Origin of the sequence: Listeria ivanovii subsp. londoniensis, assembly GCF_000763495.1 — a bacterium.
Taxonomy (GTDB): domain Bacteria; phylum Bacillota; class Bacilli; order Lactobacillales; family Listeriaceae; genus Listeria; species Listeria londoniensis.
In genome coordinates this window covers 2,221,420-2,246,486 of record NZ_CP009576.1, presented here as the reverse complement: position 1 = coordinate 2,246,486, position 25,067 = coordinate 2,221,420, and the positions used below count along the sequence as shown (strand labels likewise).

The 25,067-nt window shown below is 36.9% G+C and carries 24 protein-coding genes; 14 read left to right on the top strand and 10 right to left on the bottom strand.

The window, feature by feature from the left end:
- Positions 1 to 7: 7 nt before the first annotated feature.
- On the bottom strand, positions 8 to 1,702 hold the full coding sequence (ilvD, locus tag JL53_RS10995; protein ID WP_003720306.1) for a dihydroxy-acid dehydratase: 1,695 nt from the start codon (positions 1,700 to 1,702) through the stop codon (positions 8 to 10).
- Between the two features lie 713 nt (positions 1,703 to 2,415).
- On the opposite strand from ilvD, the gene JL53_RS10990 reads away from it, so the two are divergent.
- The gene (locus JL53_RS10990; RefSeq protein WP_234288460.1) at positions 2,416 to 2,892 is read left to right on the top strand and encodes a GNAT family N-acetyltransferase; all 477 of its coding nucleotides are present in this window, start codon (positions 2,416 to 2,418) and stop codon (positions 2,890 to 2,892) included.
- Positions 2,865 to 3,350: a DUF6884 domain-containing protein gene (locus JL53_RS10985; protein WP_003720304.1), complete on the top strand. Its 486-nt coding sequence runs from the start codon at positions 2,865 to 2,867 to the stop codon at positions 3,348 to 3,350. Before JL53_RS10990 ends, JL53_RS10985 begins: the two co-directional genes overlap by 28 nt.
- On the opposite strand, the gene JL53_RS10980 is transcribed toward JL53_RS10985, so the two are convergent.
- From JL53_RS10980 to zwf, 3 genes are all read right to left on the bottom strand, one after another.
- On the bottom strand, positions 3,333 to 3,470 hold the full coding sequence (locus tag JL53_RS10980; protein WP_003720303.1) for a hypothetical protein: 138 nt from the start codon (positions 3,468 to 3,470) through the stop codon (positions 3,333 to 3,335). The two genes, JL53_RS10985 and JL53_RS10980, sit on opposite strands and share 18 nt — an antisense overlap.
- A 31-nt stretch (positions 3,471 to 3,501) precedes the next feature.
- The gene (locus tag JL53_RS10975; protein ID WP_038407635.1) at positions 3,502 to 3,936 is read right to left on the bottom strand and encodes a YueI family protein; all 435 of its coding nucleotides are present in this window, start codon (positions 3,934 to 3,936) and stop codon (positions 3,502 to 3,504) included.
- Between the two features lie 113 nt (positions 3,937 to 4,049).
- A complete protein-coding gene (gene zwf, locus JL53_RS10970) occupies positions 4,050 to 5,525 on the bottom strand; it encodes a glucose-6-phosphate dehydrogenase (protein WP_038407634.1) in 1,476 nt (491 codons plus the stop codon).
- A 302-nt stretch (positions 5,526 to 5,827) separates the two neighbouring features.
- Here zwf and rnz point away from each other — a divergent pair, with 302 nt between their 5' ends.
- From rnz to JL53_RS10930, 8 genes are all read left to right on the top strand, one after another.
- Positions 5,828 to 6,748 (top strand): ribonuclease Z, encoded by a 921-nt coding sequence (rnz, locus tag JL53_RS10965; protein ID WP_038407633.1) that lies wholly within the window; start codon positions 5,828 to 5,830, stop codon positions 6,746 to 6,748.
- A 4-nt stretch (positions 6,749 to 6,752) separates the two neighbouring features.
- Positions 6,753 to 7,544 carry an SDR family NAD(P)-dependent oxidoreductase gene (locus JL53_RS10960; protein ID WP_003720299.1) on the top strand — a complete coding sequence of 264 codons (792 nt, stop codon included), beginning with the start codon at positions 6,753 to 6,755 and terminating at the stop codon, positions 7,542 to 7,544.
- A 46-nt stretch (positions 7,545 to 7,590) separates the two neighbouring features.
- Complete coding sequence (locus tag JL53_RS10955) at positions 7,591 to 9,933, top strand: helix-turn-helix domain-containing protein (RefSeq protein WP_038407632.1); 2,343 nt, start codon at positions 7,591 to 7,593, stop codon at positions 9,931 to 9,933.
- Positions 9,934 to 10,141: 208 nt separating this feature from the next.
- Positions 10,142 to 11,329 carry a M20 family metallopeptidase gene (locus tag JL53_RS10950; RefSeq protein ID WP_038407631.1) on the top strand — a complete coding sequence of 396 codons (1,188 nt, stop codon included), beginning with the start codon at positions 10,142 to 10,144 and terminating at the stop codon, positions 11,327 to 11,329.
- Positions 11,329 to 12,729 (top strand): MFS transporter, encoded by a 1,401-nt coding sequence (locus JL53_RS10945; RefSeq protein WP_003720295.1) that lies wholly within the window; start codon positions 11,329 to 11,331, stop codon positions 12,727 to 12,729. Before JL53_RS10950 ends, JL53_RS10945 begins: the two co-directional genes overlap by 1 nt.
- A 12-nt stretch (positions 12,730 to 12,741) precedes the next feature.
- The gene (locus tag JL53_RS10940) at positions 12,742 to 13,929 is read left to right on the top strand and encodes an amidohydrolase (RefSeq protein WP_003720294.1); all 1,188 of its coding nucleotides are present in this window, start codon (positions 12,742 to 12,744) and stop codon (positions 13,927 to 13,929) included.
- 144 nt (positions 13,930 to 14,073) lie between these two features.
- Positions 14,074 to 15,276 (top strand): MFS transporter, encoded by a 1,203-nt coding sequence (locus JL53_RS10935; RefSeq protein ID WP_003720293.1) that lies wholly within the window; start codon positions 14,074 to 14,076, stop codon positions 15,274 to 15,276.
- Positions 15,277 to 15,363: 87 nt separating this feature from the next.
- Positions 15,364 to 17,010, top strand: a complete 1,647-nt coding sequence (locus tag JL53_RS10930) for an aryl-sulfate sulfotransferase (protein WP_038407630.1) — start codon at positions 15,364 to 15,366, stop codon at positions 17,008 to 17,010.
- A 55-nt stretch (positions 17,011 to 17,065) separates the two neighbouring features.
- Here JL53_RS10930 and JL53_RS15885 read toward each other — a convergent pair whose 3' ends face one another.
- Positions 17,066 to 17,320, bottom strand: a complete 255-nt coding sequence (locus tag JL53_RS15885; protein WP_038407629.1) for a hypothetical protein — start codon at positions 17,318 to 17,320, stop codon at positions 17,066 to 17,068.
- Positions 17,313 to 17,705: a hypothetical protein gene (locus JL53_RS15880; protein WP_038407628.1), complete on the bottom strand. Its 393-nt coding sequence runs from the start codon at positions 17,703 to 17,705 to the stop codon at positions 17,313 to 17,315. The genes JL53_RS15885 and JL53_RS15880 overlap by 8 nt, the downstream gene beginning before the upstream one ends.
- Positions 17,706 to 18,095: 390 nt before the next feature.
- Between JL53_RS15880 and dinB the strand changes: the two genes are divergently transcribed.
- Positions 18,096 to 19,166: a DNA polymerase IV gene (dinB, locus tag JL53_RS10915; protein ID WP_003720289.1), complete on the top strand. Its 1,071-nt coding sequence runs from the start codon at positions 18,096 to 18,098 to the stop codon at positions 19,164 to 19,166.
- Between the two features lie 35 nt (positions 19,167 to 19,201).
- Here the strand turns inward: dinB and JL53_RS10910 are convergent, their stop codons facing one another.
- Both JL53_RS10910 and JL53_RS10905 read right to left on the bottom strand, forming a co-directional pair.
- The gene (locus JL53_RS10910; protein ID WP_003720288.1) at positions 19,202 to 20,401 is read right to left on the bottom strand and encodes a toxic anion resistance protein; all 1,200 of its coding nucleotides are present in this window, start codon (positions 20,399 to 20,401) and stop codon (positions 19,202 to 19,204) included.
- Positions 20,379 to 21,038 (bottom strand): 5-bromo-4-chloroindolyl phosphate hydrolysis family protein, encoded by a 660-nt coding sequence (locus JL53_RS10905; RefSeq protein WP_003720287.1) that lies wholly within the window; start codon positions 21,036 to 21,038, stop codon positions 20,379 to 20,381. The genes JL53_RS10910 and JL53_RS10905 overlap by 23 nt, the downstream gene beginning before the upstream one ends.
- Before the next feature lie 272 nt (positions 21,039 to 21,310).
- Between JL53_RS10905 and JL53_RS10900 the strand changes: the two genes are divergently transcribed.
- Together JL53_RS10900 and JL53_RS15675 are read left to right on the top strand one after the other, a co-directional pair.
- On the top strand, positions 21,311 to 21,868 hold the full coding sequence (locus tag JL53_RS10900; RefSeq protein ID WP_003720286.1) for an NUDIX domain-containing protein: 558 nt from the start codon (positions 21,311 to 21,313) through the stop codon (positions 21,866 to 21,868).
- Between the two features lie 62 nt (positions 21,869 to 21,930).
- On the top strand, positions 21,931 to 22,071 hold the full coding sequence (locus JL53_RS15675; protein WP_003720285.1) for a hypothetical protein: 141 nt from the start codon (positions 21,931 to 21,933) through the stop codon (positions 22,069 to 22,071).
- Positions 22,072 to 22,115: 44 nt separating this feature from the next.
- Here the strand turns inward: JL53_RS15675 and JL53_RS10895 are convergent, their stop codons facing one another.
- Positions 22,116 to 23,114 carry an NAD(P)/FAD-dependent oxidoreductase gene (locus tag JL53_RS10895; protein WP_038407627.1) on the bottom strand — a complete coding sequence of 333 codons (999 nt, stop codon included), beginning with the start codon at positions 23,112 to 23,114 and terminating at the stop codon, positions 22,116 to 22,118.
- Positions 23,104 to 23,928, bottom strand: coding sequence for an ABC transporter ATP-binding protein (locus JL53_RS10890; protein ID WP_003748663.1), 825 nt, complete (start codon positions 23,926 to 23,928; stop codon positions 23,104 to 23,106). The genes JL53_RS10895 and JL53_RS10890 overlap by 11 nt, the downstream gene beginning before the upstream one ends.
- A gap of 162 nt (positions 23,929 to 24,090) precedes the next feature.
- On the opposite strand from JL53_RS10890, the gene JL53_RS10885 reads away from it, so the two are divergent.
- Positions 24,091 to 25,032 carry an iron-hydroxamate ABC transporter substrate-binding protein gene (locus tag JL53_RS10885; protein ID WP_038407626.1) on the top strand — a complete coding sequence of 314 codons (942 nt, stop codon included), beginning with the start codon at positions 24,091 to 24,093 and terminating at the stop codon, positions 25,030 to 25,032.
- The last annotated feature ends 35 nt before the right edge of the window (positions 25,033 to 25,067 follow it).

Below are 25,067 nucleotides of genomic sequence, written 5' to 3'. Positions count from 1 at the left end.
TCGTTTTTTAGTCGATTAAATCTTCTGGGATTTGTAAAATACCACCTGTATGAGCACTTGTAACTAAGGCAGTGTATCTTGCAAGATAACCAGTTTTTACTTTTGCTTTAAATTTAGGTAGGTCTTTTCGTCTTGCTTCTAAAACATCATCAGGTACTTCTACGTTTAATGTCCGGTTTGGTAAGTCGATAGTGATAATATCGCCATCATTTACAAGTGCGATTGGACCACCAGCAGCAGCTTCCGGAGAAATATGACCAACTGCGATACCACGAGTAGCTCCGGAAAAACGGCCATCTGTAATTAGTGCAACATCTTTTCCGAGCCCACGACCGACAATACTAGAAGTTGGAGCTAGCATTTCCGGCATTCCTGGACCGCCTTTAGGACCTTCATAGCGAATAACCACAACATGTCCTTCGCGTACTGTATGATTATCAATCGCTTCAACTGCTTCATCATGTGAGCTAAAGCAAATTGCCTCTCCTTTAAAAACTTTGACAGAAGGGTCAACGCCGCCCACTTTAATAGCGGCTCCTTTTGGTGCAATATTTCCAAATAACATCGAAAGTCCGCCAACTGGGCTATAAGGATTTTCTTTTGGATGAATAACATCGGTATTATTAATTTTGGCATCCGCCACATTTTCACGGATTGTTTTTCCAGTAACGGTAATGCGGTCAGGATGAATTGCTCCGCCAAGATCAACTAATTCCTTTACGATAGCAGATACGCCGCCAGCCTCATGGACATCATGCATCGAGTAAGAAGAAGAAGGGGCAATTTTAGAAAGATAAGGGACACGTTTGGCAATGTCATTAATTCGTTCTAAATCATAATCTTCAATGCCGGCTTCATTTGCAAGTGCAAGTGTATGTAAAACAGTATTGGTAGAGCCACCCATTGCCATATCTAGTGCAAAAGCATCATCAATCGCATCTTTCGTAATAATGTCGCGAGGACGAATATCTTTTTTTACTAAATCCATTAAGTGGAAAGCGGACTGTCTGATCAGGTCGCGACGAGCGTCAGAAACTGCGAGTGTTGTACCATTTCCGGGAACCGCCATTCCAAGAATTTCCATTAAACAGTTCATCGAGTTAGCTGTAAACATTCCAGCACATGAACCGCAAGTAGGACAGGCATTTGCTTCCATATCTAGAAAATCTTCTTGAGACATGCTACCATCTTTAAATGCGCCAACTGCTTCAAAAACAGATGAAAGAGTGAGTGCTTTTCCGTGAGCGGACAATCCAGCTTTCATTGGGCCACCTGAGCAAAAGATAGCAGGCACATTAGTACGAACAGAGGCAAGTAGCATCCCTGGTGTGATTTTGTCACAGTTTGGGATGTAAAAAACTCCATCAAACCAATGTGCATTGATTACTGTCTCTGCTGCATCCGCGATAACTTCACGAGAGGGTAGGGAATAGCGCATCCCAATATGACCCATTGCAATGCCGTCATCTACACCAATCGTATTAAATTCAAATGGGATGCCGCCAGCTTCTCTAATTGCTTCTTTTGCTACATCAGCAAGCTCTCGCAAGTGAACATGACCAGGAACAATATCAATATAAGAGTTACAAATCGCGATAAATGGTTTATCCATATCACCTGGACTTTTAATTTGACCTGTAGCATGCAGCAAACTTCTTGCCGGCGCTTGGTCGACACCTTTTTTAATTTTGTCACTACGCATATGACTTTACCCCATTTCTAATTAAGAATTATTTGCCGACGCTGAATTTTTAGAATTCACAAAATAGCGTGGCATTAATGTATAGTAGTTAGTATAAGCTCACTTGATAACTGTTTTTGCTTGAATTCTCGAAATCTGGCTAAAGAAAAAGCACCCCAATGATGAAAACAATGGGATGCTTTGCAAGAATCCCATTTAATGTAAACAGGACTCAAACTACTGTAAATTGCTACAGTGCTCAAAGTCCTTTTAGAGTAATAAAATTGTAATGACGGATTTAGTCGTTTTCATAAGTCATTATCCCCTTCATCAAATGGTTTTAGATTTTCGATTAATCGAACATTTTTGAAAACAATGAATATCAAGAAATGTTATGTTATTACTTAATATAAACGGTTGCTAAGCGATTGTCAATTGTTATTTTGAAAGTTTTCCGTTAGTTTGCACAATTCAACTAACTTATCGCTGGAACAAAAATTAGTACCTGGTCTTATATTGAAAGTATAACTAGTTTGGAAGCGCATTCAAAATTTAAAGGTCAAGTATATAGTCAGAATAGTTTTATTTTTTCTCTTTCATGTTTAAATGACACAATAGTTGCGCAAACATACCTGATTCTGCTAAATTGAAAGTAATAAATTAGTAGGAAAGCCGGTATATTTGTGGAAATTATTGAGACAGAGCGACTAATATTGATTAATTATACACTTGAGATGATTCAAGCAACCATAAAAGGAACGGAAAGTTTAGAGAAAGCAAGTGGTTACCTTGTTTCCAAAGATTGGCCTGGAATTGATTTCTTTTTTTATCTTCCTTATGTATTGGAAAATGTGAAAAAAGATGATCGAATGATTAAATGGACGAGGCTAGTTGTACTTAAAGAAGAAAATAAAATTATTGGAGAAATCGGTGGTCAAGGAATTCCTGATGAAACAGGAGAAATTGAAATTGGTTATAGCATCGTATCCGATTACCAAAGTAAAGGTTATATGACTGAGGCTTTAATAGGAATGATTGCTTGGCTAGAAAAACAACCAGTCATTCATCGTATTTTTGCACGCTGTTATGAGAACAATGAAGCTTCTATTCGAGTACTGAAACATAATCAATTCGTACATATAGAAGAAAAAGACGTTTTTGAGCGACAAGGAAGAGTGATGATGTGGGAATTTCCAATAAACAAAAGCTAATCATAATTGCATCGGGCAAACCAAAAATATGGGATAAATTTCCATCTATCGGGCCGGTTAAAGCTAGCGAGGCATATACAGGAACATTTCACCGTTTAAGTAAAGCCTATGCCGAAAAATTTGCAGTTAACTACTTGATTTTATCGCCTAAGTACGGTTTTCTAAGACCAGACGATATGGTAGAAGGGACATATGATGTTCGTTTTACGATGAAGGGCGTGGGGCCGAATACGATTCAATTAGAGGTGCTTAGGCGGATGTGGCAAGAACAACAAATAAACCCTACTGAACAAGTCCCGATGTTAGGCGGCGAAAAGTTCAAAGGGTTATTAAGTGCGATTACGGATAATAAACAAGCTTTTGAATTTCCACTTACTGGCTCCTCGGGCATTGGTGTCATGCAGCAAAAGCTAAAACAAGCAGTTGAAAGAGGAATTCCGTTAAATAGTACTAAGTAAAAGAAGTGCAGCGGTGATAAGCAAAAACATCACGCCCATATTGACATTTTTACGAATAAAGAAATAAATTGTCTGTAAAGCCATTAAAACAGCGAGCGATAAAGTAATAATGTGTAGCATAATCAACCTCCTAAATAAATGAGCAAGAAACTTAATCGAATAACTTCCGCACTTTTTCAAGGAGCGAAACTGGCTCCTCTTCGGTTTCCACTTGGGATGCTTCTTTATATAAATGAATATCTTCTTTGTTAATTGCCTTTTGACAAGCGAGCACAAGATAAAATTCTGTTTCTCCTTCTAAGCGACTAACGATAGAAAATTCATGTTTGCATTTTTCAGCAAGTTTAATATAAGGACGCATGGAATTATAATGCAGTAATCCGTTTAAAAGAAGTTTGGAGTCAGGAGATTCTAGTATCGCTTTTTCTAGTTCTGAAAGAAGTTGTTGCGATAAAACTTCTTCTTTCGTAAGCGCAACTAAGACTCGTTCGCGATAAGTTCCTAAATATTTTTTCTTCTCAGCAGGATTAATTTCTTTTGCTCCATACATGCCTTTTTCTAAGTAGTCATCAATATTTTCAGCCATTATATGAGCTCCTTTAACTAGTTAGTTACCTCTATTCTAACATGTTAAAGGGCTTTTGCAAGTAGACAAAAAACCAGAAGTAGGAGGGTTGGTCCTAGTTCTGGTTTTTACTATTAATCGATTGGGAACCACTGGAATCCATCATGCTGAATCAAGTCATCTGCTTCTTTTGGTCCGAATGAACCAGATTTATAGTTCGGGAAGTGGTCTTTGGTATTTGTCCAAACATCTGCTACGTGGTCGATAAAGTTCCATGATAGCGAAACCTCATCCCAATGAGAGAAGTATGTCGCATCACCACGAAGGCAATCTAAAATTAATTTTTCATATGCTTCTGGAGTGTTCATTCCATCAGGAGAAGAATGAATATAGTTTAAGTTAACTGGCATTGTAACCATTCCTTGACCAGGTTCTTTTACGTTTAAATGAAGCGTAATACCTTCGTCAGGTTGAATATGGATAACAAGCACATTTCCACCGAGTGATTGTTGTTGTCCAAATAAATTAAGTGGTACATCTTTGAATTGAATGGCGATTTGAGTTGTTTTTTTCGCTAGACGTTTACCTGTACGAATGTAAAACGGAACACCAGCCCAGCGGAAGTTATCAATTTCTAACTTTGCTGCAACAAAAGTTTCGGTGTTCGAATGCGGATCGACATTGTCTTCTTGACGATAGCCTTTTAGTTCTTTACCTTTTACTTCGCCAGGACCATATTGACCGCGTATAAAGTTTTGATGCACTTCTTTCCCTTCGAAAACACGTAAAGAACGAAGCGCGCGAACTTTTTCATGGCGAATTTCACGTGTAGTTAAATTAATTGGTGGCTCCATTGCTAACAAGGAAACGATTTGCAGAATATGATTTTGAACCATATCTCTTAGCGCTCCACTTTCATCATAGTAGCGACCACGATCTTCTACACCAAGCACTTCTGTTAAACTAACTTGGATGTTATCAATATAACGATTATTCCAAAGTGACTCAATGATAGAATTTGCAAATCGAATCACGGAGATATTCTGAATCATTTCTTTTCCTAAATAATGGTCAATTCGATAAATTTCATCTTCATTAAAAGCTTGACGAAGAGAATTATTTAATTCTTCCGCGCTTGTTAAATCATGACCAAATGGTTTTTCAATAATTAACCGGTGGAAACCTTTTGTATTAACAAAGCCTTCAGATTTAATGCGGCTTGCAATTGTTCCGAAGAAATTGGGTGCCATGGCTAGGTAGAATAAACGATTGCCATCTAATTCATATTTTGCATCTAATTCATCAGATAAATCTTTGAGTTTTACATACGATTCTTTATTCGTTACATCATGAGATTGATAATAGAAATGAGAAGCAAATGCATCCGCGTTTTTTTCAGAACCAGCGATATCTTTAATGGATTCTTTCACTTTATCACGGAAGAAATCGTTACTCCATTCACGACGAGCTGTTCCAATGACAGCAAAATTGTCGCCAAGAGAGCCCTTACTGAATAGATGATATAGCGAAGGGTAAAGTTTGCGATTTGCCAAATCTCCCGTACCGCCAAAAATAGTAATCAATGCTTTTTGTTCTAACTCATCTGTCATACGTCATTTACCCTCTTTCTTGTTCTCTTTAATGGCAAAAAATTAGCTACTAGAAACAAACTTCCTAGTTCGAAAAAGGACCCCATAAAAAAAGGCCTTTAATAAATGAGCTATTAATTTTCCTCATTAGTCCATACTATTTTATCTATAAAGAAGCTTTTGTGCAACTGTTTGAACTGATTATTTTTTTAATTTGACAGTTATTTCTGAATTGTAAGGGTTTTAGCTTAAAAATGTTTATTTCCTGTTCGATTAAGAATGTGATAAAATAAGACACGAACTGGGAAGGGAATGGATCAAAAATGGAACTTGTTTTTTTAGGAACTGGAGCAGGCGTACCGTCAAGAGGCCGTAACGTCACATCCATTGCACTGTCAATGTTAAATGAACGAAATACGATTTGGTTGTTTGATTGCGGGGAAGCGACACAACATCAAGTTTTACGAAGCCAGATCAAATTAAGTAAATTAGAATTTATCTTTATTACCCATATGCATGGTGACCATATTTTTGGCTTGCCAGGATTATTAAGTAGTCGCTCGTTTCAAGGCGGTGATTCAGACTTAACGATTTATGGTCCGCCTGGGGTTCAGGAGTACATTGAAACATCATTAAGATTAAGTGGCACAAGGCTAACGTATAAAATTATTTTTGAGGAAATTGAGCCAGGAGTCATTTTTGAAGATGAAATGTTTGCTATTACGGCGGATGAATTAGAACATGGTATGCAAAGTTTTGGTTATCGCATAGTGGAGAAAGATAAGCAAGGCGCACTCAATGCTGCCAAGTTAAAAGCGGATGGCGTGGAACCAGGACCTGTTTTCCAAAAACTGAAAAATGGTGAAATAGTGACGCTTCCAGATGGTCGCGAAATTGACGGGAAGAATTATATTGGCAATCCGCAAAAAGGGAAAATTATTAGTATTTTTGGTGACACAAGAGCAACTGCTAGTGAGTTTCGATTAGCTGAAAATGCAGATGTGCTCGTTCATGAAGCAACATTTGAAGGCGATAAAGGTAAAATGGCAGCAGAATATATGCATTCTACGACCATCCAAGCAGCCGAACTTGCGAAAAGAGCAGGTGTGAAAAAATTGATTTTAACCCATATTAGTTCGCGATATGACCGCGAAGCAAGCAAGGCTTTATTAATTGAAGCAAAATCTGTTTTTGAAAATACTGAGATAGCGTATGATTTAGCAGTTTTCCAAATAGGAGAGTGACAAAATGAATGCTTTTTTGAAGAATAAAACCGTACTAATTACTGGGGCGTCGAATGGACTTGGGGCAGAAATTGCTAGACAAGTTGCGGCTTCTGGAGCAAATGTCATTATAACAGCTAGAAGGACCGAAAAACTTATTACGTTGCAACAAGAAATCACAACAAAATATCCAGTTAAAGTGGAATATTTTACCTTAGATATGACTGATTTCGAACAAGTGAAGCAAGTAAGCGAAAAAGTAAACCTAGCTTTCGACTTGGATGTGCTAGTAAATTGCGCTGGATTTGGTTTGTTCGAAAATGCGGTAGACATCCCATTTGAAACCGTTGAAAAGATGTTTGATACAAATGTCTTAGGATTAATTCAGTTAACACAATTACTGCTTCCAAAAATGCAAGCTCGTAAGTCCGGTCACATCATTAATATTGCTTCTCAAGCAGCTAAAATCGCTACACCAAAGTCAACTGTGTATTCTGCTACAAAATATGCTGTTCTTGGATTTTCTAATGCTCTCAGGTTAGAGTTAATTCCGGATAAAATAAAAGTGACCACAGTAAACCCAGGTCCGATTGCAACGAACTTTTTTGATGTGGCGGATAAGTCTGGCAATTATTTAGATACTGTTGGAAAATTAGTCTTAAAACCGGAAAAAGTTGCACGCAAAACAGTGCAAATTATGGGGACTAAACGTCGAGAAATTAACTTGCCATTTGTAATGAACATTGCGACACGGCTTTATCAAATAATGCCTCAAGTCATTGAGTTTTTCGGAAAAGGTGCCTTTTTGAAGAAATAATATAAGTAACACTGTCCAATTAAGCTATACAAAGGAGTGGATACGAATGCCTCACTTACAAGACTACACAATAGGCATTGAACGCGTGAAACAGGCAACCTCGGAAATTTCGCTTGGTACAAAAGTAATGTTTGCGATTTCTGGCCAATTAACGATTAAGATTGCCGAAGAAAAGTATCGCTTGCAAGAAGGAGACATCTTAATTCTTGATCGCAATACCTTTTATACAATTCAAGGAGATACAAATAATTTAGTTGTCAATTTAACCATTTCTGATACTTTTTTTGCGCATTATTATGAAGATTTTTTTCAACAATCATTCCAATTTTTCTCGAAAGACAGCGATCCAGGAAGAGAGCGGATTGTTGGCTCACTTCGCAAATCAGTTAGCGAGCTTCTTATTACTTCCACAACTAGAACACACTCCAATAAACTAGAGGCGCAAACCGCTCTGTTTCAAATTTTGTTACTTTTGACTCGATTCTTAAAAAAAGAAATTCCATCGTCTGCCAGAAAAGAAGTGAACGATAAACGTATTTCGCGAATAATTAGAGAAGTAGAAGAACATTTTGATGAGGCATTATCGCTCCGTGAATTTGCTCAAAAAGAATTTTTAAGTGAAGCCTATCTATCTCGTTATTTTAAAAAGACGACTGGACTTGGTTTTTTGCAATATTTAACAGAAGTTAGGCTGAAACATGCGCTTCAAAGCTTAATGCACTCAACGGAAAATATTACAGAAATTGCACTTAAAAACGGTTTTTCAAGTCAAAAACATTTTTCGGAAGTATTTAAGTTTCATTTTAATGTAACGCCTAGTGAATATCGAACGCAGCACCACTCCGAGTATAATCAATTGGAACAGCAAACTACCGTAACAATGAGTAGCAGCATAGAATCAGTCAAGCCAACTTCAGAAATTCTTGTTCAACTGGCTAGCCTTTATCAAGAAGTTGAGTCAGGAATAGAATTGAATGAAGCCCCTTTTGAGAAAAAAAGTATTAAAGTAGCGGATAAATCATCCCGTATTCTTGAAAAAAACATGCATATTTTAACGATAGGGGAATTAAAAGAAGTTTTAAAAGAGGATGTTCAGAATCAGATTATTACAACGCGCGATGAACTAGGGGTTAATTATATTGGCGTCCGTTATTTATTTGGGGGATCAACATTCCTACCTGAAGCGGAAACGGATGAACTAGTCCCGACATCTTCCCCGTACGCTAAAGCAGATTTAGCACTAACATTTTTAAAACAACAAAACTTGCAATTATTTATTCGTTTAGAGTATCAAGATGTCTCGAGGGATGAAAAAAATATTTTTAACCGATTAGATCACTTTTTAAGACACTCCATTCAAATGTTTGGAAGAGAATTTGTGTCAAAATGGCATTTTATGTTTTTCGAACCCAAGTATACATCGGCTAACAAAGCGGATTTGGAAAGGTTATATTTAAAAGTAAGAAAAACGATTAAAGCGATTTTCCCTGCCATTCAAGTGGGTGATTTTGTTCCTTTTTCTTTATCAAAAAATGCAGTACCGACTCAACATACCTGGTTTTTAGATGTGGCAGATAAAATTGATTTTATTTCTTTTAATGCAAACCAAAATGAAGCAGTAGATTTTTCAAATGAAGATATTAAATCTTTTTTAATTTCGGAAGATTATTGTTTAGCTAAAACATTAAAACTAAAAGCTTTCTTGAAACATCACCATATAAATAAACCATTGATGCTAATTAATTGGAACACACTCACTGGGAATACAAGACATACAAATGGCACTTTTTTCCGTGGTGCGTTAGTTTTAAAAACAATGCTCGATCTTGCGCCAGAAGTAAATGGTCTAGGTTTTTGGATTAATACAGAACTGCATGAAGGTGATGGAAGCCAGTTAAATATCAGTTTGGATGGTTTAGAAATGTTTCATTTTTTCAATGGGAAAAGACCAGCTTTTTATGCGGTAAAATTTTTTGAACGATTAAAAGGAATTGTAGTTGCGGAAGGAAAGGATTATATAATAACGAAACATACAGACGGGTACCAACTTATTTTGATGAACTGCGCAACCATTAATCCACGTTATGCGGTAGAGGAGAAATTTTTAAAAGAAGAGCGGAAAGAGGTTCATATCAGGATGCTTGGCCTTGAAGCAGGAGAATATCAAGTTTGTAAGTGGCAATTTGATAGGGATAATGGTGCTCTTTACTCGAAGTATTGGCAATTAAATAGTAAACATGGTCTGGATAAAGAGATTTTAGATTATATTGTCGATGCTTCTCAACCAACGTTAACCGTAAGCGATGAAACCATTACGGAAGATTGGTCATTTTACGCCTATTTAGACATTAATGCAATTCATTTTTATGAATTCAGACATACGATTTAAAGTCCAACTCAGTCGAGTTGGACTTTTTTGATGCCCTAAGCACCGGATTTTTGACATTGAATCAATTGGAATCAAAAAGAAGAAATAAACAAGCCAAAACTAAGCAAAAAAACAAACTTCTTTTAGCTTTTTTTTTCTTATAATAAGGATGTAATGAAAAATACGAATGTTCTGGCCAGCATAAGTATACAAAATGGAGGTTTAGACAATGAAAGAAAAGTTATTCCAAAAACTAGATGAAAAACAAAGTCGGATGATAGAAATTCGTCGTTATTTGCATGAGCATCCTGAACTTTCGTTTCAAGAAAAAGATACAGCAAAATACATTGCTGACTTTTATAAAGAAATGGATTGTGATGTGCGTACGCATGTGGGAGGAAATGGTGTTGTTGTAACAATTGATACTGGCAAACCTGGAAAAACACTAGCAATTCGTGCAGACTTTGATGCTTTACCAATTCAGGAAGAAACTGGCTTACCTTTTGCTTCTAAAAATCCTGGAGTTATGCACGCTTGTGGTCATGATGGACATACAGCTTACATGTTGATTTTGGGAGAAACACTAATTGAGATGAAAGATGAGCTAACTGGGAAAATGGTAATCTTACATCAACATGCAGAAGAAACGCCTCCTGGTGGCGCAATACAAATGATTGGCGATGGGGCACTGGACGGAGTGGACAATGTACTCGGAATTCATGTTATGTCCACAATGAAAACTGGGGAAGTATATTACCGTGAAGGAGCTATTCAAACAGGTCGTTCTTACTTTAAATTAAAAGTACAAGGCCAGGGTGGACACGGTTCTTCCCCGCATTTAGCAAACGATGCGATTGTAGCAGCAAGTGAATTTGTTGTAGCAGTTCAAACAATTATTAGTCGCCGTTTAAATCCGTTTGATGTTGGTTCAATTACGATTGGTTCTTTTGATGGTAAAGGTAGTTTCAATGTGATTAAAGACGCTGTGGAACTTGAAGGCGATGTTCGCTCCATGTCTGAAGAAACACGAAATACAATCGAAAAAGAAGTAAAACGTATTGCTAGTGGATTAGAAGCGATGTTTGGTGTTACTTGTGAACTGGATTACAAAAATGATTACCCAGTTTTAAACAATGATGAAGCTTTAACGGACTTTGTTGTTAAATCACTGAAAGATGCAGCTATCCCAGAAGTAACAGATATCGTTCGCTGTGAACCGCAACCGCCATCCGAAGATTTTGCTTATTATGCAAAAGAACGTCCAAGCGTATTTTTCTATGTTGGAGCTATGCCAGCAGATGGACATTATTATCCGCATCATCATCCAAAATTCGACATTAATGAAGACGCGCTTTTAATTGCATCAAAAGCAATGGGAGCTTGTGTCCTAGATTACTTAAAAGGAGAGAATAACTAATGGCAACAACAGCATATAAAGGAACAAATAAACTAATTGTGGGGATTGTATTCGGTGTTATTACATTTTGGCTGTTCGCTCAATCGATGGTTAATATCGTACCAGATGTTCAAGCTGATCTGGGGATTTCACCAAGTCTATTAAGCATCGCCATCAGCTTAACTGCTCTATTCTCAGGTATTTTCATCGTTGTAGCTGGTGGATTAGCTGATAAATTCGGTCGAATGAAATTAACATATATCGGTCTTATTCTTAGTATTATCGGTTCTTTACTTCTTGTTATTACACAAGGCGCAACATTATTAATTATTGGACGTATTATTCAAGGGCTTTCCGCTGCTTGTATTATGCCTGCAACACTAGCACTTATGAAAACATATTTTGACGGTGCGGATAGACAAAGAGCACTTAGTTATTGGTCGATTGGTTCATGGGGCGGTTCAGGAATTTGTTCTTTCGCCGGTGGGGCCATCGCTACTTACATGGGCTGGCGCTGGATTTTCATTTTCTCTATCGCATTCGCACTACTAGGTATGTTATTAATTAAAGGTACACCAGAAAGTAAAGTTGTTCAAAATACAAAAGCAAAATTTGATTCTTTCGGACTTGTTCTTTTTGTTATCGCAATGGTTTGTTTAAATCTTATTATTACTCGTGGTTCTACATTTGGTTGGACAAGCCCAACTACAATTATCATGCTTGTTGTTTTCCTTGTTTCAGCAGGACTATTTTTCCGCGTAGAACTTCGCCAAGCAAATGGATTTATCGATTTTTCTTTGTTCCAAAACAAAGCCTATACTGGCGCAACTCTTTCTAACTTCTTATTAAATGCAGCAGCAGGAACACTTGTTGTCGCAAACACATATGTACAAGTTGGACGTGGTTTCACAGCATTCCAATCTGGCTTATTATCCATCGGGTACCTAGTTTGTGTACTTGGAATGATTCGGATTGGTGAAAAAATTCTACAACGAGTTGGTGCACGTAAACCGATGATTCTTGGATCTGCAATTACAGCTGTTGGTATCGGACTTATGGCACTTACATTTATTCCAGGTGTACTTTATACCGTTCTTGTATTTATTGGTTTTGCCTTATTTGGAGTTGGTCTTGGTATGTATGCAACCCCTTCCACAGATACAGCGATTTCCAATGCACCAGAAGATAAAGTAGGGGTAGCTTCTGGTATTTATAAAATGGCTAGTTCTTTAGGTGGCTCTTTCGGAGTAGCGATTTCAGCTACTATCTACGGTGTCATTACTCTCGCAGGAAATGTTGATTTAGCAGCAATGGTTGGCTTATTTACAAATGTAGCATTCTGTCTTGTGTCGCTTATCTCTGTTGTTGTAACTACACCGAAAGCGAAAAAAGCTGCACCACTTAAAACGGCAAAAGAATAAGGAGGATGTAAAATGCGCACTCAATTAATGAAAATGCTCGATGAAAGAAAAGATGAAATTATTCAAATTAGACGTCATTTACACGAGAATCCAGAACTATCTTTTCATGAAACAGAGACGGCAAAATACATTCAAGATTTTTACAAAGGAAAAGATATCGAAGTAGCAACAGATGTTGGTAATGGACATGCGGTTGTTGTTACAATCAAGGGTGGGAAACCTGGTAAAACAATTGCATTACGTGCTGATTTTGATGCACTTCCCGTAACAGAAGAAACGGGGCTTCCTTTTAAATCCAAAAATGATGGGGTCATGCATGCGTGTGGACATGATGGGCATACCGCATATATGCTTGTATTAGCAGACTGCTTAATTTCTCTAAAAGAAAATATTCCGGGCGTCATTAAAATAGTTCATCAACATGCCGAAGAAACGCCACCTGGTGGAGCAAAAAGTGTGGTAGAGTCTGGTGTTTTAGATGATGTCGATCAAATTTTTGGCATTCATGTCTTTCCGTTTGGTGATTCCGGCGAAGTATATTATCATAGTGGTTACTCCATGGCAGGTCGCACCTACTTTAAATTGAAAATTCAAGGTGTTGGTGGACACGGTTCCTCGCCACATATGGCAAATGATGCGATTGTAGCAAGTGCTTATTTTGTAACTGCGGTTCAAACCATTATAAGTCGACGTTTAAATCCGTTTGATACTGGTGTTGTTACTATTGGTTCTTTTGACGGAAAAGGAAGTTTCAATGTTATTAAAGATGCGGTAGAACTTGAAGGCGATGTCCGCTATATGAATACCGAAAATCGTAATAAAATTGATGCGGAAATCCATCGAATTGTTGCTGGGATTGAAGCTATGTTTGGCGTGACAACTGAATTAACATACACCAATGACTACCCACCGCTTTACAATGACCCAAATGTGACCGAACAAGTAGTAGCTAGTTTGCAAAAAGGTGTAGGGGAATATTTAACAGCTGTTTCTGAATACGATATGCTCTCAGGGTCAGAAGATTTTGCTTATTATTTAGAAAAAATTCCTGGCGTATTTTTCTATATTGGAGCGAAACCTAAAAACACGGAGCAAGCTTACTTTAATCACCATCCAAAATTTGATATTGATGAAGACGCACTATTAGTTGCTGCGAAATCTGTCGCCGAAGTAGTATTAGATTACTACAAACTGGACTGACGATAGTATTGAAAAGAGCATAGTCAGAGAATTAATCTGGTTATGCTCTTTGTCATTAAAAATAAGTTCTTTATTTAGGTACAATAATAGGATATACAAGACCAGCAATTATTAATCATAACCAATACAAAGGAGTTAACTCAAATGAATCAGGTAAAAGAAAAACATTCACTATTAGTTTTACTTGTTCTGTTTTTAGGATATACCAGTGTATATGTGGATAAGTATACTATCGGAATTTCTTTAGTGTCCGTCTCTCAAGATTTAGGGTTTGATCCCAGTCAGAAAGGGCTAATTTTAAGTGCCTTCTTTTTAGGGTACACGATTTTCCAAATTCCGATGGGCTATTTAAACAATAAAATTGGTGCTCGTCCAGTACTCGGTATATCGATTATAATTGTAGGGTTGTTTCTTGCTATCTTTGGATTTGGCTACTCTTTACTATTTTTAGTAGTAGTACGTTTTTTATCAGGAGCACTTGGTCATGCTGGATATCCCCCATCGATTAGTAATTATATATCTCTTCACATTCCACTAACTAAAAGAGGTTTTGCTCAATCAGCCATGCTTGCTTCATCTGGTTTTGCTGCATTTATCGGTCCGCTACTAATCGCGCCTCTTTTACTCTCGATGGGATGGAGAAATACGTATTATGTCATGGGAGTAATCGTCATATTGATTGGCTTACTGATTTTGGCTGTCGTTCCTAAGTCATCAACGACAGAATTGAAAAATCAAAAGGAGAAAATAAAAGTACCATTTTCAGAGCTAATAAAAGATTCGCAGCTTTGGATTTTGCTACTATCTGCATTATTTATTAATGCGGCAAATTACGGTTTAACTAGCTGGTTAGCATCTTATTTGAATGAAGCAAGAGGGCTTGCAATTAGCCAAGTTAGTTATATTAGTTCATTAGCGGGAATTTGTATTTTAATTGCAGGTATACTCGGCGGTTACTTCATCAGTCGCTTTTTTGAAGGCAAAGAAAAAATAGTCATCTTTATTTTCTGCCTTTTAGGAGCATTTTCAGTGTATGGTGTATATTTATTTAATCAACTAACACTTTCGATTATTTGTCTCTGCCTTTGTAATATCTTCCTCATTATGGCATTTACAACCTTAATGGGCTTACCACATAAGTTATTCAAACAAAGTCATATTGCAACTAAATATGCGGCAATCAACTCAGGTGGTGTCTTAGGCGGCTTTTTTGCGCCAATGATTATTGGTGATTTGGTTGATGCGACAAACTCTTACCAATCAGCCTTTCTATTCTTAGCACTAACTTTATTAATATCAGGGTTAATTGTACTAGCAATCAAAAAAAGACAAATAGAAATTAAATAATTAGTAGTTAAACTTCTTTCGCATTTCATTCATAGTTTATTCAAATTTTCTTGCTAAACTAGGTTGTAATGCGAAAGGAGTTTTCTTATGAAAAAAACACAAAAGCAAAAATTTTTTTTTCTTCTCCTCATTTCTAGTGTTGTTATTATACTGGCAGGTGGGATAGGCTATTATTTTTATCAAGATAAAACGGAAGCCTCTGAGCAAGATTATTATATGATGGATACAGATCTTGTGGATGAACAAACAAAAATAGAAAAGCAATTAAAAGAAAGTAGTGCAAATAGTACGCTGGAAAATCCTTACATTAAATTAAACCCATACGGATCAAGTCCGCTAACAGCACTTCTTTTATTTGATACAGATGAAAAAATGAAAATTACGGTAGAAGTGGAAGGAAAAAATACCGACACAACTATTCAGTCAGAAGTGAATGCGGACTATATAACACACCATCAAGTAGCAGTGCTTGGTCTTTACGCAGATAAAGCAAATAAGGTCAAAATTATAGCGGTAACGCAAGATGGCAAAAAAATAGAAAAAACAGTGACTATTCAAACGGATAAACTACCAGATGAAATGCCGGAAATCGATGTTACTTCTAGTGATACGACACAAATGGAGCAAACGGGTAATCAATTAACATTCATTACCCCAAGTACAAAATATGCATATGGTGTAGATTCAAACGGTGATGTTCGCTGGTATTCGACAAAATACAATAGCCACGTGTTTAAAGAATTAGAAAATGGGCATTTATTATACTTAACAAAATATGACAATACCGATGATACGTATTCATTACTTTTAGAAACCGATTACTTAGGCAAAATTTATCATGCCTACTCAATGACAACAGAAGCAGAAAGTGAACAATCAGGCTCTTCATCTAAATCAGCAATTCATCATGATGCCATCGAACTACCATCAGGAAACTTACTTTTAACCATTAATGATGATACGAAATATATGGAAGATACGATGATTGAAATTGACCGGCAAACTGGCGAAGTTGTGAAAACAATTGATTTGAAAGATATTTTACCAGAAGAATTTTACCAAGATTATAAAGCGCGCTCAGATGGGAAAGTAGACTGGTTCCATCAAAATGCCATTTGGTACGATGAAAGTGATGACAGTATTGTTATTTCCAGTCGTAGCCAAGACACAATTATGAAACTTGATTATGATACAACTAAAATCAAATGGATTCTTTCTGATAAGGAAGGTTGGCCAGCTTCTTATAAAAAATATTTACTTGATTCAACAGGTACAAACTTTAAATATCCTGCGGGTCAACATGCAGTAGAAATTTTACCAGATCAAGATGATAATCCAGATACAGTAGATATTTTGCTTTATGATAACAATGTGGTTGTTACACGTGGTGATGAAGACGTATCAGGTGAATATAGTGAAGCAGTTCAATATCGAATTAATGAAAAAAATAAGAAAGTAGAAATAGTCTTTTCATACGGTAAAGCTTTAGGGGATGATTACTGGACAGAAATAGTTGGTGGCTCACGGCATATGGAAACTACTGGTAATTACTTGATTAACTTTGGACATCGGAAAAACGGCAAAGAAAGTAGTATTTTAGAAGTTAATCAAGAAGGGGATATAGTGTTTGAAATGAACTTAACAGATTTTCCGGATTCTGCCTGGGCTTATCGAGCTGAAAGGCTTAGTTTATATCCAACAAGCTACCATTTTCAATTTACGCAAGATAAATAATGAAGTATAAAAAAGTTCCAAACAAGGCTTTACTTGCTTGGAACTTTTTTTGCTTTTATAATTTCACTCGAGTTGGACCACCTATACTATTAAACAATAAAACACCATTTTCAAAGAATTGAATAATAGAATAAGCACCATTACCAAGGTTATCAAAACCAAATTTGGCGCAGAATACAGTCTCACCAGTGTTCCAATCCAAACCTGTTACTTCCCAGCCGGTTTCTTTACAAAAGCCATTAGTAAATACGATATTGGATGGTCCACTTACGACTGGAACGGTGCTGATAGAGATAACGTCCTTACGCATCCATGCTTATTTCGCCATTAACCGCTTGTTTTACATCATCCATTGTTTTGTAGGTTTCTTGCAACGCTCTATCTAATGCTCCTTCAGGAGTATCTTTAGCTGCTGGATCTTTGAAATGAGCGACTTGCGTAAAGCCATTATTAGAAATGTTTATATAGGATATTGCTTGCGTAGAAACACCCCACATATAATTTGAATCCGTAGACGCCAATGTAATAATGCTTATTGGCCCTGTTGGAATGCGTGGACTTTTTCTCAAATCGACATTAAAGGAACCTCGTTTTACTTCAAAAGGGACAACAACGCTTTGGGAGGAAGCAATATGTGTTACCGCATACGTAGAGGAAGATAAGAATGGGTTTGTAACAGTTTTTTTGGAAGTCATTATTAAAACGCTTCCTTTCAATTGGACTAATCCAACCATAACTCCGACTAATTTTTAAAGCAATTTTGTAGGAACGAAAGGAACCAAATTTTGAAAGGATTTTAACTGTTTGTATAAGTGTATGATGTTCTTAACCTTTCACATACAAGTGAAGTCAGCTTGTTTTTGTATTTTAACCAGGAGTATTTTGCACCGAAAATAACATACAATTGACATAATGAGAGTGGGAATGCTATTAGTTATAGACTTAAAATTAAGAAAGAAATTGTAAAAATGAGGTGGAGTAAGGGAACATTTAGATTTGTATTAAGTGGATTTTTTGCTTGTATTTATCTTCTTTTAAGTTTATACTTATAATTAGAACGTTTGTTCGTTTTAAGGGGTGCAGTTATGGATACGAGTAGGAAGATTATTCATATTGATATGGATGCTTTTTATGCATCTGTGGAACAGCGAGACCATCCTGCGTTTCGCGGGAAACCATTAATTATTGGTGGGGATCCAAATAAGCGGGGGGTCGTTTCTACTTGTTCTTATGAAGCACGTAAATTCGGGGTACATTCAGCAATGCCGACTAAGCAAGCTGTAAAACTATGTCCGCATGGTATTTTCATTCATGGGAATATGTCTCATTATGTTGAAGTGTCTGGACAAATACGCGAAATATTTTCCAGGTATACAGATATAATAGAACCACTTTCTTTGGATGAAGCCTATTTAGATGTTACGGAAAACAAAAAAGGAATGAAATCAGCAACACTTATTGCTCGAGACATTCAACAAACGATTTATCGTGAACTTGGACTAACTGCATCTGCTGGTGTTTCTTTCAATAAATTTATCGCCAAAATCGCCTCGGATTTCCAAAAGCCGGCGGGGATAACTGTGGTATCACCGGATGAGGCTGAAGCTTTTTTAGAAAAAATTCCAGTAACAAAATTTTATGGTGTAGGGAAAGTAACTGCGGAGAAACTTCATCGCTTAGGAATAGAAACGGGGGCGGATTTGAAGAAGTGGAGTGAGTGGGATTTAATTCGTGAACTACACAAGCAAGGTTATCATCTATACCGCCATGTTAGAGGACGATCTAATAACGTGGTGAATCCACATCGTGACCGCAAATCTGTTGGAAAAGAAACTACTTTTGAATTCAATATATTAGACGAACGAATATTAGAGCAGAATTTAATGATATTTGCGAAAAAAGTAGAAGAACGGCTTACAAAGTTGCAAAAGCACGGTAAAACAGTTGTGCTTAAATTACGGTATAGTGATTTTACTACGGTTACAAAACGGCTGACATTAAATGAATATATCCATGATGCCAAGCAAATTTATCAAGCTGCAGCATTACTTTTAAGCGAAACTTATACTGGGAAAGAAAGTATTCGTTTGATTGGGCTTACTGTGACTAACTTAAAGCCAGTTCATTTTGAGAATTTGCGATTAGAAGGATTATAAAAAAGGCTAGCGCAATTTGGCGCTAGCCTTTAGTGTTATTTCATTTCAAGCAAACGTTCTTTTAGTTCTTGTTCCATAGTCACTAATTCTTTTTCTGCTACAGCACGTTTAGCACGGCCTTCTTGTTGGATTTTTAATGTTTCTTGTAATGTTTCGATTAAACTTGATTGTGTTTCTTTTAGGGTTTCGATGTCAACGATGCCCCTTTCATTTTCACGAGCTGTTTCGATAGCGTTCGTTTTCAGCATATCGGCGTTACGTTTCAATAGTTCATTGGTTGTTTCAGATACTTGACGCTGTGCCGCGACAGCTTGTTGTTGACGAAGCAAGGTAAGCGCGATAGCCACTTGGTTTTTCCAAAGTGGAATAGCCGTCATGATGGATGATTGAATTTTTTCTGCAAGTGCTTGGTTCGTATTTTGAATTAAGCGGATTTGCGGTGCTTGTTGAATAGTGATTTGACGACTTAAACGTAAATCATATACGCGTTTATCAAGGCGATCCGCAAATTGAGTTAAGTCATTTACTTCTTGGTAATCCATTTGATCACCGGTTTGTTCCGCTTTTTTGCGAAGTTCTGGGAGCATTTTCGTATTAATTTCTTCTAATTTCAGTTCTCCAGCAGCAATGTAGATATTAAGTGCTTGGAAATAATCTTTATTCTTATCATAAAGCTGTTCAAGAAAAGAGTTATCTTCAATCAAACGCTTTTTGGAGTGTTCCAGTTTCAACGCGATGCGGTCAATTTGGGTACCAATTTTTTGATATTTAGAAGTAATTTCATTGATAGATTGCTTTACTCGGTGGAACATTTTTGTGAAAACATTTTTGTTGCGAGCAGCTAATTCGTCGGGATCTGCTTCTTGTAGGCGATACATTAAATCACTAATAATATCTCCAATTGGACCAACATCTTGTTTTTGCACATGAGCAAGCATTGAATGCGAAAAGTCATGCAGTTTAGCTTGAGCAGGTGCTCCGTATCCAAGAATTGCAGCTTGGTTACCTGGTTCGATTTGTTTGGATAATTCTAGTGCTTGTTTTTTATTTGTTTCCGTTAGCATGTCTACTAGGCGAGGAGCAGCGTCTGTTTCATTGTTAACGATAGTTGCCGCAGATTCACCTTCCGTTCCAAAAGGATTAGCAAGGAGATCGTCTAACGTTTGGTTAAATTCTTTTTCAATTACTAAATCTTTTAATTCATTTGTTTCTTCACTTGGCTTTTTCTCGGTCATCTTTTGTACCCCTTTCAAATTTCTTTTTCTGTTTAGAAATGGAGTTTTTCGCTACTTCTAATTCAAAATCGAGATTGTTTACATCTTGATTTAAAAGTGTAAATAAATCCTTTTCAATAACGCGACTTAAATCATTTAAGAGTGTGCGTGTATCAGAAAGTGTTTGATAGATTTTTTTGTCTTTGACAGGCTGTTTTTCTAAGAAAGCATATTTTTCTGTAAGCTCTACTAAAGAATCAAGGTGAGAGAAAAAGAAATCTTCGGCTTCATAAAAACGTTTTGGTTCTTCTTTCACGATACCGTAAATCCGTTTTGTAAGTAAAAGTGTTTTGTTGCGCTCTTGGAAAGAATAAAGTGCTTTATTTTGGGTCATAATTTTTTGAAGGCGGATTATCTTCACACGAGCTTCTTCTAGGTTAGTGCGAATATATTTATATTCTTTTTTAGTTAAGCCAGTGGCCATCATTTGCGCACGGTCCCCAGCTTTAGATGAAAAGAAAAATAGGACAGCTGCAACGACTAGAATGATTGCTGCAATTATCAAGCCACTTTGGATTATGGAAGTAAGGATACCACCCAAAATAATGACAAGTAAAATGGAACCAGTGAATGCTAATATCTTTTTAAAAACGGTCATTATACATCTTCTCCTTTAAGTACCTGTTTGAAAGGTCCGCTTATCTTAGGTATATTTTTCTAAAAATAAATGGTGTCACGTGTTGTCTACTAGTTAAGTATATTTAGTATCTCATAACTAGGCAAGTTGAAGGGTTTTTATATTTTAGAAAGTGTGCTTTATTTGTCCTTATCATACCATATTTAGAAAATAGATGTTATCAGTCGTGCGATGTAAATTAAACTCGGACTTAATTATGTTATAATGAAAAAAAACAAGAAGAGGTGGCTTAGATGGACTCACTAGAAGAAAAAACACTTCACTCAGAGACGCTTTTTAAAGGAAATATTATTCAGTTACAAGTAGATGAAGTGGAATTACCAAACGGCGAACATAGTAAGCGAGAAATTATTAAGCACCCGGGAGCTGTAGCAATTATTCCCTTTTCAGCAGATGGAGCGATGTATTTAGTAGAACAATTTCGAAAGCCCTTAGAAAAAACAATAATCGAGATTCCAGCAGGCAAAATAGAAGTGGAGGAAGAGCCACTGATTACAGCTAAACGTGAATTAGAAGAAGAAACTGGATTTCAGTCAGATGATTTGACGTATTTAACTTCTTTTTATACTTCGCCTGGGTTTGCGAATGAATTACTACATATTTTTGTGGCACGCGATCTTCATCAAGTAGAAAAACCATTAGAGAAAGATCCAGATGAATTTATTAACCTTGTCAAAGTAACTCCAGCTGAAGCAGAGCAATTAATACAGCAACAATTGATTCATGACGCAAAAACGATGTATGCAATGGAGTATTGGAAATTATTACTGCTAATGGAAGAAAATGCCTAAATGGTATTTTCTTTTTTTGAAAACCTTTTGATTAGTTGGTGATTGTAGGTTTGGAGGGGAGAATGTGGAAGGAATTAACGTGGAGTTGCCCCAAAAAAACTATCATAAACAGCGAGCGATTGAAAGAACTACTGCGACAAAAAGTTATTTTGGAAGAAGAAATGCGGATTTTGATAAAAGTAATTGCGCTATTTATTGCATAAACAGGATATTAAAAAATGATTTGGAAACGGACCCAAATCATTTTTTAATTAATAAAGCTTTTATGATGTGTGCTGATCATAGCTTCGTCAGCGGCAGTAGGTTCTAGATGTTTTTTCGCGCTATTAATGGCAATCGGACCTTCGTGTAGTCCTGCTGCGATGATGCGGATTTTTCGTGGATAGGTTGCGCTGTCACCGCAAGCGAAAATTCCAGGGACAGAACTGTGCATTTCCTCGTCTACCACAATCCCACAATCAGCTAATTGAAATCCCCATTCAGCCATGGTTCCTAAGTCAACTTTGACCCCATGATTGATAAAGAGTACATCTGTTGAAATGGTTTTGGTTTTTTTTGTTTGATTGCAATAAAGCATTATTTCAGATAACTGGTCGTTAAAACCGAATAGAGCGCTTATTTCATGGTGAACATGGATTTGGACACGGGAATTTTTTAGGGCATTGACACTTTCTTCATGGGCTTTGAAATCTTCACCACGGTAAATTAAATGAACTTCTTTTGCAATAGGTTCTAATGTTTGCGCCCAGTCAATCGCAGAATTTCCACCACCAGAGACAGCAACCACTTTGTCACGAAATTGTTCAATATTTTTCACATCATAAAATATAGCGTCTGAAAAATCTTCTACATGTGCAGCTTCTAAGCGGTTAACTTCAAAAGTACCGCTACCTGTTGCGATAACAATTGTTTTAGAAAAATGAATTGAACCATTTTGAGTAGTTAATTGAAAAGTTCCATCAGAAAGTTTAGTGACATCTATCACTCGTTCATTACAGACGATTTCTGGGTGGAATGTTTCGGCTTGTTCTTTTAAGTTAGCGATAAGGTTAGCACCAGTGATAGCTGGAATCCCACCGATATCTCGTATGATTTTTTCAGGGAAAAAATAACGCACTTTGCCACCAACGGCAGGTTCAGCATCGATAATTTTTGTTTTCATCGAGCGAAGGCCGCTATAAAAAGCAGCGAAAAGACCAACTGGACCACCGCCGATAATGGTGACATCATAAAGCTCATTTGACAATGGAATCAAGCTCCTTTACAATTTCGCAACCGTTACAAGTTTCATAGGGAAGGCAAAGTGGAACACCGCTACGTGGGTCAATTAAGATATCTGCTTTGATATTAAAGACATCTTCTAGTGTTTGTTCGGTCATCACACTGACAGGGGTTCCTTCTGCAATTACTTGGCCTTCTTTAATAGCAATCATGTGGTGCGCATAACGGGATGCGTGGTTTAAATCATGAACAACCATAACTATCGTCCGGTTTTCAGATTGGTTTAATTGTTTGAGTAAATTAAGGACATCTAACTGATGAGTCATATCTAAAAATGTTGTCGGCTCATCTAAAAATAATACATCTGTTTCTTGGGCAAGAGCCATTGCAATCCAAGCTCGCTGGCGCTGTCCACCAGACAAACTATCAATCGGTCTGTCAGCAAATTCGGTCAAATTAGTTACGCGCAACGACCAGAAAATAATTTCTCGATCTTTTGCGGTAATTGATTTGAAGCTACTTTGATGCGGAGAACGGCCGTAAGAAATTAATTCAAATACGGTTAACCCATCCGGCGCAGAAGGGTTTTGAGGTAGTATCGCTAATTGTTTCGCAATTTCTTTTGTTGGCTGACGATGAATACTTTTACCGTCCAAATATACAGCTCCGTGACTCGGCTTCATTAACCGGGACATCGTTTTTAAAATAGTCGATTTTCCAGAACCATTCGCGCCAACTAGAGCGGTTATTTTATTCGCCGGTATGGCTATATCTAAACCATCAACAATGATTCGCTTGTCGTATGAAATTTGTAAGTTATCGGTATGCAGGTCTTTCATCTTCATCGCTCCAATTTAAAATAAGTTGATAATCATTCTCAATGGTTAAGTATAGAGTTTTTATGTCAAAGATGCAAGTGTTAGTTCGCTAATATTAGTTGACAATGTGAACAGTTTCGCTATACTAAATGAGAAGTATTATCAATTACAGGAGGGCTAAATTTGAAAAAAAGTATTAGTTTATTGGTATTTGTGCTTTTGACCATGTTGGTTTTAGGTGCTTGTGGAGATAATAACTCGGCTGAAAATAATAAAGCGGAGATGCGTACATATACGATGTCAAACGGAAAAAAAGTGGAAATTCCAACTCATCCAAAACGGATAGTAGCTTCCGAATACTTGGGAAATCTGGTGTTACTTGGGTTGGAGCCAGTTGGTGCAAGAGCAAAACAAATGGAAAATCCTTTCTTGAAAGAGAAAGTAAAAGGAATTCAAGATATTGGCGACCCAGTTTCTGCTGAAAAAGTAGCAGAATTGAAACCAGATTTAATCATTGTTTCAAATGAAGATGAGTTTGAACAAATGACGAAAATTGCTCCTACTGTTTTGATTCCATATGCAACATCCAAAACAGTAGAAGAAGACGTTCGCCAAATTGCTGATTTAGTTGGAGAAAAGAAAGCCGGAGAAGCATGGCTAGATAGTTTCCACCAAAAAGCTAAAGAAGCGAGGGAGAAATTAGCAGGAAAACTAGCGGCAGATGAGACGGTTGGTATTTATGAAGTACAAGATAAAGATTTTTACGTTATGGGTCAAAACATGGGGCGTGGGGGGCAAGCGATTTATAATGCACTTCAGCTTAAAGCTCCAGCCAAAATTCAGCAAGAGGTACTAAACGGTCAAGACTGGCAGAAAATCTCACTAGAAGTTTTACCAGAATATGCAGCTGATCAGATGTTTGTCACGAATACGTCTTCCGGTAGTGCAAAAGATGGCGAAAAAACGTTAAAAGATTTAACAAGTTCACCAATTTGGAAAAACTTACCGACATTTAAAGCAAACCATGTTTATCAAATGGATTTTGATACGATGTTTTATTATGATCCGTTAGCTGTTGAAGGTCAGTTGGATATTGTGGTTAACAAACTTCTAGAATCCAACTAAACATTGCGATTAGTTAATTAAATTGATATAATTTT

Excerpts from the sequence above, each read along its gene's own strand:
- ilvD (WP_003720306.1), bottom strand. The coding sequence starts at position 1,702 with ATGCGTAGTGACAAAATTAAAAAAGGTGTCGACCAAGCGCCGGCAAGA.
- JL53_RS10990 (WP_234288460.1), top strand. The coding sequence starts at position 2,416 with ATGATTCAAGCAACCATAAAAGGAACGGAAAGTTTAGAGAAAGCAAGT.
- JL53_RS10980 (WP_003720303.1), bottom strand. The coding sequence starts at position 3,470 with ATGCTACACATTATTACTTTATCGCTCGCTGTTTTAATGGCTTTACAG.
- JL53_RS10975 (WP_038407635.1), bottom strand. The coding sequence starts at position 3,936 with ATGGCTGAAAATATTGATGACTACTTAGAAAAAGGCATGTATGGAGCA.
- zwf (WP_038407634.1), bottom strand. The coding sequence starts at position 5,525 with ATGACAGATGAGTTAGAACAAAAAGCATTGATTACTATTTTTGGCGGT.
- rnz (WP_038407633.1), top strand. The coding sequence starts at position 5,828 with ATGGAACTTGTTTTTTTAGGAACTGGAGCAGGCGTACCGTCAAGAGGC.
- JL53_RS10960 (WP_003720299.1), top strand. The coding sequence starts at position 6,753 with ATGAATGCTTTTTTGAAGAATAAAACCGTACTAATTACTGGGGCGTCG.
- JL53_RS10955 (WP_038407632.1), top strand. The coding sequence starts at position 7,591 with ATGCCTCACTTACAAGACTACACAATAGGCATTGAACGCGTGAAACAG.
- JL53_RS10950 (WP_038407631.1), top strand. The coding sequence starts at position 10,142 with ATGAAAGAAAAGTTATTCCAAAAACTAGATGAAAAACAAAGTCGGATG.
- JL53_RS10945 (WP_003720295.1), top strand. The coding sequence starts at position 11,329 with ATGGCAACAACAGCATATAAAGGAACAAATAAACTAATTGTGGGGATT.
- JL53_RS10940 (WP_003720294.1), top strand. The coding sequence starts at position 12,742 with ATGCGCACTCAATTAATGAAAATGCTCGATGAAAGAAAAGATGAAATT.
- JL53_RS10935 (WP_003720293.1), top strand. The coding sequence starts at position 14,074 with ATGAATCAGGTAAAAGAAAAACATTCACTATTAGTTTTACTTGTTCTG.
- JL53_RS10930 (WP_038407630.1), top strand. The coding sequence starts at position 15,364 with ATGAAAAAAACACAAAAGCAAAAATTTTTTTTTCTTCTCCTCATTTCT.
- JL53_RS15885 (WP_038407629.1), bottom strand. The coding sequence starts at position 17,320 with ATGCGTAAGGACGTTATCTCTATCAGCACCGTTCCAGTCGTAAGTGGA.
- JL53_RS15880 (WP_038407628.1), bottom strand. The coding sequence starts at position 17,705 with ATGACTTCCAAAAAAACTGTTACAAACCCATTCTTATCTTCCTCTACG.
- dinB (WP_003720289.1), top strand. The coding sequence starts at position 18,096 with ATGGATACGAGTAGGAAGATTATTCATATTGATATGGATGCTTTTTAT.
- JL53_RS10910 (WP_003720288.1), bottom strand. The coding sequence starts at position 20,401 with ATGACCGAGAAAAAGCCAAGTGAAGAAACAAATGAATTAAAAGATTTA.
- JL53_RS10905 (WP_003720287.1), bottom strand. The coding sequence starts at position 21,038 with ATGACCGTTTTTAAAAAGATATTAGCATTCACTGGTTCCATTTTACTT.
- JL53_RS10900 (WP_003720286.1), top strand. The coding sequence starts at position 21,311 with ATGGACTCACTAGAAGAAAAAACACTTCACTCAGAGACGCTTTTTAAA.
- JL53_RS15675 (WP_003720285.1), top strand. The coding sequence starts at position 21,931 with ATGTGGAAGGAATTAACGTGGAGTTGCCCCAAAAAAACTATCATAAAC.
- JL53_RS10890 (WP_003748663.1), bottom strand. The coding sequence starts at position 23,928 with ATGAAAGACCTGCATACCGATAACTTACAAATTTCATACGACAAGCGA.